Annotated in this window: 14 protein-coding genes; all 14 read right to left on the bottom strand. The window is 47.1% G+C overall.

Translation table 11 applies throughout. The features are described from left to right. Positions 1-234 precede the first annotated feature (234 nt). Positions 235-1,308 (bottom strand): hypothetical protein, encoded by a 1,074-nt coding sequence (locus ACYX4J_RS13205; protein WP_476176794.1) that lies wholly within the window; start codon positions 1,306-1,308, stop codon positions 235-237. After that, a complete protein-coding gene (locus tag ACYX4J_RS13200) occupies positions 1,305-2,006 on the bottom strand; it encodes an OmpA/MotB family protein (RefSeq protein ID WP_413665220.1) in 702 nt (233 codons plus the stop codon). Before ACYX4J_RS13200 ends, ACYX4J_RS13205 begins: the two co-directional genes overlap by 4 nt. Further along, positions 1,999-3,309, bottom strand: a complete 1,311-nt coding sequence (locus tag ACYX4J_RS13195; protein WP_444905720.1) for a MotA/TolQ/ExbB proton channel family protein — start codon at positions 3,307-3,309, stop codon at positions 1,999-2,001. The genes ACYX4J_RS13200 and ACYX4J_RS13195 overlap by 8 nt, the downstream gene beginning before the upstream one ends. Then, entirely contained in the window at positions 3,309-4,541 is a 1,233-nt protein-coding gene (locus ACYX4J_RS13190; RefSeq protein ID WP_476176793.1) for a hypothetical protein, read from the bottom strand. Before ACYX4J_RS13190 ends, ACYX4J_RS13195 begins: the two co-directional genes overlap by 1 nt. A 70-nt stretch (positions 4,542-4,611) precedes the next feature. Next, positions 4,612-5,226 (bottom strand): bactofilin family protein, encoded by a 615-nt coding sequence (locus ACYX4J_RS13185; RefSeq protein ID WP_413665223.1) that lies wholly within the window; start codon positions 5,224-5,226, stop codon positions 4,612-4,614. A 1,060-nt stretch (positions 5,227-6,286) separates the two neighbouring features. Next, positions 6,287-6,895 carry a helix-turn-helix transcriptional regulator gene (locus ACYX4J_RS13180; RefSeq protein WP_444916134.1) on the bottom strand — a complete coding sequence of 203 codons (609 nt, stop codon included), beginning with the start codon at positions 6,893-6,895 and terminating at the stop codon, positions 6,287-6,289. A gap of 482 nt (positions 6,896-7,377) precedes the next feature. Further along, positions 7,378-8,163, bottom strand: coding sequence for a PhzF family phenazine biosynthesis protein (locus ACYX4J_RS13175; protein ID WP_413665226.1), 786 nt, complete (start codon positions 8,161-8,163; stop codon positions 7,378-7,380). A gap of 182 nt (positions 8,164-8,345) precedes the next feature. Beyond that, positions 8,346-8,963 (bottom strand): hypothetical protein, encoded by a 618-nt coding sequence (locus ACYX4J_RS13170; protein WP_445358643.1) that lies wholly within the window; start codon positions 8,961-8,963, stop codon positions 8,346-8,348. A gap of 112 nt (positions 8,964-9,075) precedes the next feature. After that, entirely contained in the window at positions 9,076-9,519 is a 444-nt protein-coding gene (locus ACYX4J_RS13165) for a copper resistance protein CopD (protein WP_445358642.1), read from the bottom strand. 89 nt (positions 9,520-9,608) lie between these two features. Further along, positions 9,609-10,025, bottom strand: coding sequence for a YbaN family protein (locus ACYX4J_RS13160; protein WP_445364691.1), 417 nt, complete (start codon positions 10,023-10,025; stop codon positions 9,609-9,611). 239 nt (positions 10,026-10,264) lie between these two features. Beyond that, positions 10,265-11,101: an energy transducer TonB gene (locus ACYX4J_RS13155; protein ID WP_445358640.1), complete on the bottom strand. Its 837-nt coding sequence runs from the start codon at positions 11,099-11,101 to the stop codon at positions 10,265-10,267. Then, positions 11,098-11,532, bottom strand: a complete 435-nt coding sequence (locus tag ACYX4J_RS13150; RefSeq protein ID WP_476176792.1) for a biopolymer transporter ExbD — start codon at positions 11,530-11,532, stop codon at positions 11,098-11,100. Before ACYX4J_RS13150 ends, ACYX4J_RS13155 begins: the two co-directional genes overlap by 4 nt. Beyond that, positions 11,532-12,485, bottom strand: coding sequence for a tonB-system energizer ExbB (gene exbB / locus ACYX4J_RS13145; RefSeq protein WP_476176791.1), 954 nt, complete (start codon positions 12,483-12,485; stop codon positions 11,532-11,534). The genes ACYX4J_RS13150 and exbB overlap by 1 nt, the downstream gene beginning before the upstream one ends. Positions 12,486-12,516: 31 nt before the next feature. After that, positions 12,517-13,149: a biliverdin-producing heme oxygenase gene (locus ACYX4J_RS13140; RefSeq protein WP_413665231.1), complete on the bottom strand. Its 633-nt coding sequence runs from the start codon at positions 13,147-13,149 to the stop codon at positions 12,517-12,519. Positions 13,150-13,173: the final 24 nt, after the last annotated feature.

Raw genomic sequence — 13,173 nt, 5'->3', positions numbered from 1 at the left:
AATTTTTTTTGTGACTTATTTGTAACCACACTTTTGGTCAAAAGTCTTGAGATTCTTGGAATGGTTTTGTTGGATCCATAAATTGAGGAGGTGCTAATTCTCGGTGGGGTAGAAGAGAATAGATTTTAATCTGGGTTGATCTAGTGATGTAGAGAGCTACAAGATGAAATAGAGTTGCCAGTTTGGCCGATAAGTAACAAAAATAAGCTGCCCGGAGGCAGTACATTAATATATCTAGTTGCAAAGTCCTAATTCCCGCTCAATCTGAGCCTTTCTCCAAACTGAGTAACTGGCTGGTATCTTTGCCTCTTTGGTGCCATCGGCAAGGATGGCGCGGCCGAGGTTTGGCCAGCATAGTACGGCCAATACCCTGGGCGCGATTACTTGGAAGACTTTGGGTGGCCCCATTAGGGATTTGAGTCTCTGTATTAATGGTAGCCAGGATGCGGGGACTACCTGTTCTGCGATCATCCATGAGGCCTGAGGATCACTACCCAGTTGCTTTGCCAGGGATTCGTAGCGCAATGTAGCGGCTCTTAGTGAGGCTTGGGGTGGTGCGAGTATAACGGCACGGGCCCTTCTCTCTGCACAGAGTAGGCAAATCTCTTTGGGGAGACCGCTACTTTCTGCAAGCTCTTGGTTGAGTGCCCATCCACCGGCTTTGATATCGCATTGGCAGATAGAGCAGTTATATTTCGGGTTTTCAGGGGTGAATACAGAACTAACTTTTTGGGGGCGTTCGCCATTTTTCCAGATGAGAGAGTGTCTTTTAAAAATATTGCTGGCAAAGTATCGGGTATAGGTCAGCCAGTCGATATTGGTTACATTGCCGAAACGGTCTTTGTGTACAACATCGGGAATATTGTGGCTGTAAAGGTGACGTAAGCAGTGAGGGCATGGCTTTAGTTGATCCTGGGGAAATGCCTTTCGCGCTTCGCTATAGTCACTGCTTATCCAAATCGGACCCTTATAGTTATTCACTATTGGGCACTTGGGGTAAATATGAACTTGACCAAAAGAGTCCGGGTTTTGTTCCAGGCCAAATAAAAAAACCGGTATACCCCGGTAGCGCCAAGCCACAGGTACGCTGTCCAGATCGCTTGAATCGAGTTGCATTCCAGTACGGATGGCTTTGGCTAAGCTGTTTCGATCAGGCATTTCAGATAAGCGCTGTGCTAACGGACGTTTGCCGGCTGAGAATGAATCCCCATCGTTAATGACATAAGGTACTGATAGTGCTCGTGTGGCGCTTGGGAATGCTGTGATAGCCTGACGGTTTTGAATGGGTTGAAATTTTGTGAGGTTCACAGAGCTTCCTCAAGGATTTGCAGGATATGGCTCTCAGAGTCTCTAACTACCCTGAATGCTACCCGGCGGGAACGATCTGGATCTTCTACCCCATTCTTATCCAAGACTGGGCGAGCTGAGGAGTAACCGACAGCTGCTACCTTGGCCCGTACCAGGACGGCTTGCTGCGAAGGCAGTAATGAATGGGCATATTGCATTACGGCTCGGGAGCGCTGTTGGGAAAGTCGCAGGTTGTGGAAATAACCAGCTTCCGGTGCGGATTGATCTCCCCATTCAGAACTTGTGTGCCCTTCGATTTGGATTGCGGCAATGGAATCCATATAGGGCGTGAGCGCTTCGATGTAGCGAGGTACAAAGGAGGACATAATCTCGCGGGCATTGTCGCTCAGGGTAAAATCACCGGTTTTAAATAAGGCATCACTGTTATTAAAGGAGATGGCCAGGGTTTGCTTATCCAGAGACGCTCCCCAACGAGTTAAGTCGTGGGCAAATTCCTGTTGCAGAGTTTGATAGATGGCCAACTGGGTGTCCCGGTAAGACTCTGCGAGTTCGCGGATCTTGGCGCGTTCGTCGATAAGAGAGCGCATTACAAAGACGGCAATACAGAGAAATACCATCATCAGGCCAGCCATCATGTCCGATAGGCTAATCCATTGACTATCGCTGGACTCACTACTGGCTTGCGTGCTTTCAAACATGCGCCTCTCCAGTGACTCTCTGAGCTTGCGCATCGACTCTCTTCATTTGCTGGATGAGCTGACGGAAGTCTCTGGAGAATTCACCGCTTAAAGTGCCAAGGGCATCGCCCATCGCTGCCATAACACTCTCTACCTCATCGCGCAGACGTTCATCCAGAAGTTCATATTGACGCTTGATACTGACATCGGCATTACTAAGATCGCGAGTAATCACTTGTGACAATTCGGTAATCATCTGGTTGTGAGTTTTGGCGATCAGCTGAGCTAGCTCGGCCATGGATTCCCGGTGACTGGTAGCCTGCTCGTGAATTGCTTTAGAGAAGTGGTTGGGGTCCATACTGGTAACCACATCGGCCAGGGCTACGACCTTACTGGTTCTTTGGTCGAATACTTCCGCCTGGGTCCTACTCAGGGAGATCAGGTTGGAAACCTGGGCCCCCAGTTGCTGTTGAGCTTGGTCAATTCCTCGGGTGAGCGCTTCAAACTTGGGCGCAATATCGGGGATCGATTGCTGTAGAACTTCAATAGAAGCTTGTTGCTCATTCAGCATGATTGATATCTGCTCTGCGTGATTGCGCTGCTGCTCTACCAGGGTCGGAATCACGTTGAAAATTTCTGGCAGCTCAGTAATACGCTGGTGTAACAGCAGAAGGTTTTCCTGAGCACCATTAATTTCATTGAGAAGAGTTGCAGTTTGGTCGCGGTAAATAGTTGCGAGTTCTGCGTGCTGCTGATGCTGATCTATTAGGGCCTGCAGGGCAGGGGATACGGCCTCTAATTGCTGGGTAAACTGCTGTAGGTTCTCACCCATCTGGGCATTCAGGCCGCTATTAAACTTTTCTACAACCGCAGTGAGTGACTGTAGGACTTCATCACTAATCTGTCGCTGGAATTTTGCCAGATCTTCGCGCTGACCATTAATAGCCTGCAATATGTCATCTGCTGTCGCTTTAGGGGCTTGTTCTTTAGTGAATATTTGAAAAATAGTTCGCAATATCAGGGACAGGAAGAGCCCCAAGATACTGGTCATAAAGGCGGTTTCCAGACCTTGCATCAGTTCTGAAATTGAGGTGTCAATATCGTTTAGATCAAACCCATAGATACCGATAATGATACCGATAAAAGTACCTAAAATACCGAGGGCAGTCAGTAGTGACGGCGTTTCCTTTACAAAGCGGGGAAACTTGCCTAAAGGGTAGAGGATTATGGCTATAGCACCAATGGCAAGCATGACCATAAGAAAGGTGTCGGTAACCTGTTCCGCAGACAACTTGGTTAACCAGTGATAGAAAAACTGGGTCATTATTTATCCTTTACAACTTTTTGCATTGTTATTTCGTGATAAAAAGGTCCGTTGGGTATTCGCCCGGTTCCCTGGCTGAGTACTTTCATCTCTGGTAGAGATTTCACAACATCGGTGATAGTGCGGAGCTGGGGCTGCTTACTACCCGAAGCGTGAATATAGGTTCCAACCTGGCCCGACTTTTGAATTTCAAATACACCACAGTTGACGGGAAGCTTGTTTTGTTTGAATAGCAAAAAGTGCATCACGCCACCATCACTGAGATATTGATGCAGGGCTTTAGTGATCAATTGTATTTGCTCGGTGGAAAAGAAATTGAGAAGGTCCCAGAGGAGGATGCAATTGAGATCCTTTGGTAGGGTTGCCTGTCGCAACGCGGCCTGAACGGCTTCTTTAAATGGCACTTTTCTGCTGATTTGCCAAGCGAGCGATGAGTAAAAATCAGAAATAAACAGTTCGCCCACCTCCCTTTGGAGGTGTTCCATATTTCTCCCAGCCTTTTGCCCAATATCCAGAACTTTGCTGACCGGTGAGCGCTTGACGTGAGTCAGGGCGGTGTCGAGAGCGGTTAGCGAAATATTAGTAAGGCGGTTTTTTTGGAAAGCGGATACCGCTGCTGATGATCCACTGGCCATCACTGAAGTTGGCGATTTTACATTGCCATACTCAAACATTAATTCGATAAGGTCTTTACGCATCCCCTCTCTTTGTAGCAGGGAAGAGCGCAGGGAGAAGTTGCCCATAGTCTTCATTAAATTCAGGGATGAGTACCTATAGGTGGGCAGTGGTTCTTCCAGGTGGAGCGGTTCTGTATTGAAGGTAAAGCCAGAAAGGCGTTTAAAATCCGCGGGCCCCTTGGGCATAGTGCCGGTGTACAGTATTGTATGGAAAATGGTACGCGGCTTTAAGTGGGGTCGGATTTCCTCAATGAGCTTGGTAATAAGCTCAGGCTCCATAAAGTTGAATAGATCCCAGCAGAGCACCACATCAAGCTTGATTCGTTGGGGCTTTTTGGTGAGATATTCAGAAAGCTTAACGGCCCTGACTTCTTTATCGAGGGCAGAAGTATCCAATAGCAGACTGCGTAAATCTTCGATAAATGTCTGGCAGGAGCGCTCCAATAAAGGCTGTGTGGTGCCAAACGAAAGGCATCCCAAATCTAAAACTTTACTACCTGGTTGAATGACTTCATCCACCAAAGCAGCAATACCAAATGAATGATGCTGCAACATATTTCCCACACCAAAACTAAAGCCCCGGCATTAGCCGGGGCCCATATTGAGGATTAACTAAGAAGGTTTCCTAGCTTTCCTCAGCTTCTTCTTCGGTCTCTTTAGTGCCGAAGAGGTAGTCGCTGGTGTCGGACAGGCGAGAGGAATCGCTCGTGCTTGTGGTGCTGGAGGAGTAGGTAGAGCTGCCGCGAGTACGGGCTGCGGGCTTCTCTTCTGCTGCGGGCAGGTCTGGGTGTACCAGACGATCAGAGAACTCCTTGTGGCGCTCTTTCATTTCGGAATCGGTATCAACCATATCCATGGAGCCACGGAATTTACCGCCGTCGTCCAGCTTGATTCTCGGTGCAATCAGATTGCCATTAACTTGTGCGGTGTTGCGGATTTCGATCAACTCATCGGCAAGGGCATCGCCATCCAAGGTGCCTTCTACAACAATATTTTTTGCGTGGATATTGGCAGTAACTGCACCGCCAGTGCCAACAGAAAGATTGTGACCAACCATGATCACGGTACCATCAACAGTACCTTCCACGTGCAGATCTTCGGTGCCGATCAGCTCGCCACGAAAGTTAATACCTTCACCCAGCACTGACTTGGAGCCTGAGCCCGAAAGAGATGATTGCTGCTCAACAGCGCTCATGCCTGCTAAAAATGGTGTGGAGTCATTGCTTTTGTCAGTGCTCATAGAAATAAGTCTCTCTGTTTAGAAAAGTCAGCTGTTGCGTCGATTGCACCGATAACCGTGGTTACAGGGTTGTCGATACGTTGGGTTTTTGTCAAATCGGAAAATCAAAATTTTCAAAAGTGATAAGGCACTTCTAATGGCGGGTACGGATTATTTTGATACTGAATAAAACCTATCAAAACAAACGGCCCTACATTTATGTCAAATTTTTTTCTTTGCTGTGAGTGTTTTACTAAAAAAGAAAATTAGACTATCAGTGCTTTTGGTCACCTAAAATATCCCTGTCTCTGCCTTTTCCCTATTGTGCACATACCTTAAGAACGACTTCCTTTGTCCTTTTACAGTTTTCGTCTCTCTCGTAAAGTTGCAATGCCCGTTTTCTCGTGCTTGCATCAAGGTGAAGAAGAGGCTCTTCTGACCTTAAGCTACGATCGATTTTTGCGATTGCTGTTGATATCGCTATATTCTCGCTATTTACTTCAGGCTCGACCTGTAAGTAAATATTTACTTCCTTTTGTGGAGGGCATACTTCTAATTGTCTGCTGATGGGTATCGAGCCTATTGGCACAAAACAATATATGATTGGAATACTACCTACAGCGAGCTTACCAGCGTTTTCGGTCTGGCAATCAATCAAGCTGACCTCGACTTGAATGCGCTGAATTTAGCACGGATTGCATGCTAAAAGTGTGACTTGTAGCACCTTTTGGTCGTGATGATCGTCGTTTCCTGTTTTTTAATCCGCTAATGATTTGTGGATTAAAATATTGTTGCAATATGCGATGTATTCCTATGTAAAGAATTGTTTATGTTGGCATTTGGATTAATGTCTGAGCCTCGCATTCTTGCGCTTTCAAAATTCTATCCTAAATGTAAGTGTGCACTTATTTGCAATGACTATTGGGTGTCTTCAGGAAGGCTGTTTTCACAGGGTGGAGCTGCAGGCAGTTTTTGCTAGGATATATCACTCACTGCATACCTCTCAGTCCCACCCACAAAAAGGTAGGCCCAAGAGATATTTTTGGTGGCGTTGGCAGGGGTGCCAGCCTTGCTGGGCTGGCTAAATTTCAGGGGTAATTTGGATTTTAAACGGAGTTCCGTTTGAAGTTTTAAACTCTACCTCTGCAGCTTGGTTGAACCCTGTCACCAGAATGGGACGTGCTATCTGCTTATAACCACTAGAAGCCCCAAATTCATATATTTTTGTCTGCAATCGAATTTGGTTTTCAGAAACTTGTTCGGCAGATACCTCGAACCTAAGTGTGTTTTCGATTTGGATTTCGCTTTCATCTCCTTCGTTATTGAGGAGGCGGACGGAGGCCAGGTTCTCGTTTCTGGTGCTAGCATCTACCTTAAGCATTATTGGAGAAGCTGACGATAAGGAGGTATACAAGAGTAAAGTCGTACCCAGGGCCAATATTGCGGTGAGATATTTTCTGCCCTGCTTGGCCATTGATATTTTTGGGTTTTCCTGAAGGATTATATCTATGGGCTTCAGTGAAAATGCTGAAGATATTGCTTTTATTGAATCTTGAGAGGCATTTCCACTTTTTTCTATCCGTTGAATGGTTCTAAGGCTTAATGATGCAACATCGGCTAGTTGTTGTTGACTCCAAGCCCTAGTTGTTCTCAGTTTAATAATTTTCTTTGAGTTAACTTTCACTTCCATACTTCTGTCCTCTGAAACTTGAGCTCCATTTTCAGGGGGGCAGTCCTTATTGGTTACGATATTCTTGCGACACCTGTCTGACAGCTATATGACTTTGTCCAAACAATAGGCTATCTGTGCAAATTGCGGTCAATGGTGGGCGTGTTTGAAGGTTAGGTGATTCACTGATGTACTACAAGGGGCGCACAATCTTTAACTATTGCCCTGAATTCATATTCTGGGTCGGGAAGACATCTATAGGCTCTAAGTTCTCACTTTGAGATAAGTAAAAAGCTAGGGAGTTGAGTCAGGTTGTAACTGGAGATTCGGATAGTAGCTTTTTGGGGGGAAGGTTACCACTAAGCAAAGCCAAAGAGCTTTCAATGAGAATATGTAGCAAGATGACTTATGGAGCTTCTGAACAATTCCGTAATATCTCTGTGAGCCAGAAGCATCACGGATTTATTTAGAGGCTCCTTATATAAATTTAACTCTCCAAGCCATTAAATCTTAATACTACCGTGAAGATAATCTATAGCGCCTCCCTTGAGAGAGACTCTGTTACTATGCAGTTCGCAGTGAATTAGTCCAGTCCGCTTGGAGAGTTGCTTAGCTAAAAGTACATCCTTTTTAAATTGTTGGCTCCAATATGGTGCCAGTTGACAGTGCGCTGACCCTGTCACAGGATCTTCGTTTACCCTTAATTTTGGATAGAAGCATCGGCTAACGAAATCAACATCGTTACTTGCCCCAGGAGCGGTAATGACAACTCCTCGTTTATCCAGCTGGGAGAGTTTTATAAAATTTGGATTTACAGATTTTAGATCGGTTTCGCTACCCAACACAGCTATATAATCATATGCACACAGAACTTCTTGCGGAGTGATGCCGAGGCCATCAATAAGAGCATCAGGTGCTTCTGTGGATACCGGAATGCTAGCCGGAAAGTCCATGCTATAGACAACTCCCGATCTCTGGACTAACAGTGGGCCGCTTTTTGTATCAAACTGGATGGTTTGGCCTGAGTATCTTAAATGAGTAAATAGAACGTGGGCAGCTGCGAGTGTGGCGTGGCCACATAAATCTACTTCTGCCTCAGGAGTAAACCATCTCAGAGAAAAGGAATCTTCATTTTTAACAAAGAATGCGGTTTCAGAGAGATTGTTTTCCTCAGCTATCTTTTGCAGCGTATCATCCGCAAGCCAGTTATCAAGAGGGCATACAGCAGCGGGATTACCCTCAAATACCTCGGAGGCAAAGGCATCTACTTGATAAATTGCTAGTTCCATTAGTTTTTTCCTTGAGCAATAGATGCTATTTTCGGTCAGTATAAAATTATTGTGATAGTTGGTGTGTTTATGCCAGATTGCTTTGTGGTACCAATTTTCTAAGGCTAAGGGAAGCTAGGATACTTATACCTGGGTGTCCTTTAGGGCGGGTCTTCAAAGTCCACAGAGATATAGCTAATTATTTACAGGCTCTCTAACTGCGCAAAGCGACGTTCGTAATAAAGCAGGCCGTTGGATATACGCATAATCTCAAGAAGGTCTCCAGAAGAAAATCCAACAACAATTTTAATCGGTGCTTCTTCACTGTATTGGAGAAGTTGTTCGTTTTTGCAGAGTTCTCGTGCTAGGAGGGATGTATAGCATAAGCTGAAACCAATGTATCCGTCTCTATTTAGGTGTTTCGGCTTGTTAGCTCCTTTACACAAGGCTGCAATATTTCTCAAATATCTCGAGCCCAAATCAGAATTCGAATATATCCAATCCCGTCTGCTTTTAAATAGTTGAGGAAGTAGTGTTAAGCTGATATCCGGGAATTCCCGGCCGATACTATCTCTGAATTCACGCAGCTCGAAATATAGGACTGAAGGAGGAAGCGAGTCCCCAGCAGCTACCAGTTCTGTATCGAACCATGTTTGGGCTAGGTCAAGTTCATCAGTTCCTAGCATAGTGGGCAGCTTTAGCCATGCCAAATTGGGGGTTCGGCCATCAGCCCAAAAAGAAAGGTTTTCAAGGCCGTCTTGGATGGATTCGTTTTTTTCCAGCGTATCGAAAATCACTTCATAGTATTCAGCTATAGACAAACCCCGAACTCCTGTCATATCCCATTTTTGCTCAGTATATCGATCAAGCAAGCCAGTGGGGACGTTTTTGGCATCTCCTTCTGATTCAGCAGTATGTGCGCTGGGGCGCAATCTAAAACAACCATCCCGTTCGAAATGAAATTCCAACAAAAGCAAAGAGAACGGACAGTACTGTAACTGGGATAATATGGTATGCCAGTGCAGTGAGATTTTTTTCAGAAAGATTTGGAATGATTCGCAGCCTTGCGTCAATTGCCAGTAAGAAAGTGCATGCCAAAAGAATCAGTTTGAAGGATACCAGGCGAGAAATTGGATTGGAGAAGTTGAACCACTGGGATAAGTCAGGCAGTAGGGTATATGAGAGATACAACCCGGAGAGTATTTGAATGAGCAGGGCGGGGATGCCGATCTTTTCGTAGCTGTTTTCAAACCGGGAAAGAAAGGCTACATCCTTATCCCGTAAAACTTTGGGCAGTATTGTGCAGGCAAGTATCAGGTGCCCACCGGTCCAAATTGTTGCACCTAGAAGGTGAAGAAAAAGTACTACGTTGTACATCCTGTCCCCCAGACAAATCCTTGTTGGGGGACTATAGCGCTAAAATCTACGAGTGTCTGCTGCCAAATAGGGGTAGAAAGTAGCGTTGTCTACTCCCTGGGTTCCGGCCGGGACCAAATCCAGTAGGCGCCGCAGCTGATGCCGCCAACGGTAAAGCAAAGAAGGTAAATATTACTGATATGAAGAATGGCAAAAGCCAGGGATATAGCCATTGTCAGGCTGGCCAGTAACTTGGTTCTGCGGCTTACATAACCACTGCGCCAAGTCCGCAATAGATGCCCAAAGAGATGGTGTTCTTCGATCCATTGGTGCAGGCGCTGGGAGCTGCGTGATGCGGCCCAGGCACCGAGGACAATAAATACAGCCGACGGCAGGCCGGGAAGAATGGCTCCGATAATGCCAAGGGCGATAAAAAAGCAAGCAGCGGCGCCCCACAGCCAGCGCATCCAGCCCTTTGCCAGAGGCGGGGTGTAGGACATTACGCTGTCTTCAGTGGATTCTTTCATTCGGTACCTCTACCTTCTAGCTTATTGCAGTAGTCGTGCATCAAAAGTAACAATATTTGTCCGCTTGGTCTGCTTGCTCATAAGCAGTTTACCCAGCACCTAGTCAATAGAGTCAGCAGGCCGATAGGTCGCTAGTGCAGGGTAACGGATTATGTGGATCATTTCCTCTGTCCAGGGATGTGACTTTCTGGTTTATGTGATGCCAGGCCTCCCAGTTCTGAGAAAGCAATTTATTTTGGTTAACGAATAAAAAATTCGACCGGTACGGCCATTGTCAGAGGATCACCGGGTACCTCTTCTGGTGGTCTAGGCAGTGGTTCTGCCCTGCGCACCAAGGCCACGACTTCTCGGTCGAGAGACGATATGCCACTGGCTCGGTGCAGCTCAACCTTTAGTACTTTGCCTTTTCTGTCCATCGTGAATTGTACCCAGGGAATACCTTGTTGACGCCGTATTTGGGCGCTACGGGGGTAGCGTTTTCTTCGCTCAAGGTGAGCCTGTAATTGGTTCTGCCAGGTTAATCTGGCTTGTGATTCCCTCTGGTTCAAGGCGCCCACTTCCGGTGCTGCAGCTTGCTCTGCTTCTGCTACATCTGCCGCGAGAGGGGCTGATGTTTCTTCAACAACAGTTTCTCCAGTAGCCTCTCCACTGGAGTCTTGTTGCTGTGCGATTTCCTTCTCTTCCACTGGCTCAGGGGTCTCTTCCTTTTCCTCCGTGGGGGGCTCCTCTTCGGGCTTCTCAATGGCAATTTCCGAGGGGGCTTCTGGCAAAATAACAGGCTCTGACTGCGCAGAGGTTTTTTGTGGCTCGTTGCTCTGCTGGTTTGCGGGAGAGGATTCCTGTTGTTGAGGACCTACCGGTAGCGACGTGGGTGGTGCCACTGGAGCGGCTACCATACTGACTTCAAATACCTGTGGTGCTGCAGCAGGCGGCAGCGCCAGTTCGGATTTGGGCTGCCATAAAAAATAGACGGCAATAAGTCCGTGAAGGGCTAGGGCGCAGCAAAAGGCGCAGAGCGATAGAAAAAATCGCGGACGCCTTGCAGATTTTACCTTTGGTCCGGCCAAGAGGCTCATTGGTTTACGGTCGCCGGTTTATCCAGGCCTACCAGAGCGATTTTCTGGTATCCGGCACTGGCAAGGCGGTTCATCAGGTCCATCAAATCCCCATATTCCACTTTGCTGTCGGCACGCAGCAGGATTTGCTGTTCTGTGCCAATTTCATTTGCCTGGAGTTCAGCAGCCAAGTTCTCCCGCACAATAACTTTGTCCTCACCGAGAGTCAGGGTGAGGTCCTTTTGCAGGGTGAGATATTTCGAATCTTCTGCCTGGGGTTGTTGTGGAGCTGTCGCCGAGGGTAGATTGACGGGCACGCTTACAGTGGCCAACGGAGCCGCAACCATAAAAATAATTAGCAATACCAGCATCACATCGATAAAAGGTGTGACATTGATATCGTGCTGTTCTGGCAGTTCTTCGCTATTGCTGCTGTTGAGATTGAATGCCATTAGTTGACGCCCTGAACCTGCGGTACTGCGCGCTTTTTGTTCGCGCTAACCAGTTCGGCGAGCGGGCGCGCATTTGGATGATGGCGATCCAGGTCCCGACTAATCAGTACCATTAAGGCGGTGACATTATCGGCCAATACCGCACGATAGTTGCTGATAGCCCGGGAAAAGTAGTTGTAGATCACTACCGCCGGAATCGCAGCAACCAGGCCGATCGCAGTTGCCAGCAGGGCTTCCGCAATACCTGGAGCCACTACGGCCAGGTTTGTGGTTTGGGTTTTTGCGATACCGATGAAACTGTTCATGATGCCCCAAACAGTTCCAAATAGACCGACAAAGGGGGCGACGGAACCGATGGTTGCCAGAATTCCGGTACCACGGTTCATGTCGGTAGCGAGAGAAGCCTGGACTCTTTCCAGGCGAGCCAGAACACGTTCTTTTAAGCCGTCATCTGACACTGGGCCACCTGAAGATAAGTCGAGTTCGTGGCGACTCGCTTCTACCAATAACAGGGCACCGCCGGTTTGGCCTGAAAGCTTTGATTCGGCATTGGCGAACGTCTTGCTTTGGATCAGGGTTGCCAATAATTGTTTGGCCTTGCGACGTGTTATTACCAGCTGCACGGTTTTAAAAAGCCAAATCGCCCAGGTTAAAACAGAGGCCAAGAGTAGGCCGATCATTACGCTTTTAACGACGATATCCGCGGCGTGATACATTCCCATGGGAGATAAATCGTGTGCGCTGAAAGCGGTATCTCCAATGTTGGAGGTTGCAGTCGAGGTAGAGTTGTCTTGATTTTCTTGCAACCCCATGGAGGTTTCCACATCTCCCTCGAGAACTATTTCTGTATTGCTTTGTTCGCTTGAGTTGGAATTATTTTCCTGCGCTAAAGCCGGCAATGGGCCCAATGTGCTGCCTAGCAGGCACAATAAAATTACAGTCCAGATTTTCATTACCGACTCCTGGCTTCAGGTGAAAAATAAATTAGGGTGTAGCGGGCGCTAATAATTGTTCGACATTTTGTCGTGCAAAAGCAAAGGCTTGTTTGGCCCCATTGAGGGCTACTTCTTTTTGCTCTTGGTTGAGTTCAAGAGCATCTAACGCAGTTTTGAATTGGCGCCAGTGTAACCCGCGACCGTCTTCATGTCCTGCCAAGTGGCGTGCGCCGAACTCTTCTGATAAATCCAGATGTTTGCGCGCGTACTTGAGAAGGAATGCCGCTCCTAAGTTGGAGCCTTCAACTACGTAGAGCCAGCCCAGTGCAGAGTGGAAATCAGTAATTGTGACTTCTGCTGCGGCTTGTTGATCAGCTTTTAAATCGCTCTCGGGCATTTCGAAATCAGCACAGTCCTGGAGGACTGCTTCAGAGCGGTCTCTCTCTTTCAGGCCGGGCAAAAAATTATTTAATTCGTCACTTTGAAACCAATCAGACACCGCTTGATGCAGTCGCGACTGCGTGCGAACAAACAGTGCATATCGCTCGCGATTGGAAAATGGTGACAGGGACATAATGCGTTTATCTAGACTCTCGTGGGTCGTATTAGTGCCTTCTTTCAGCCAAGCGGAAAAGGTGGGCTCTGTTGGTTCAACGGATTGGCATTCTGCTGGGTTGCTCACGGGATTTTTCCAAAACAAATTAAA

Source organism: Microbulbifer sp. ABM4_008, from assembly GCF_056311705.1.
The sequence above is the reverse complement of the archived record's forward strand: the minus strand, read 5'-3'. Positions and strand labels throughout refer to the sequence as shown.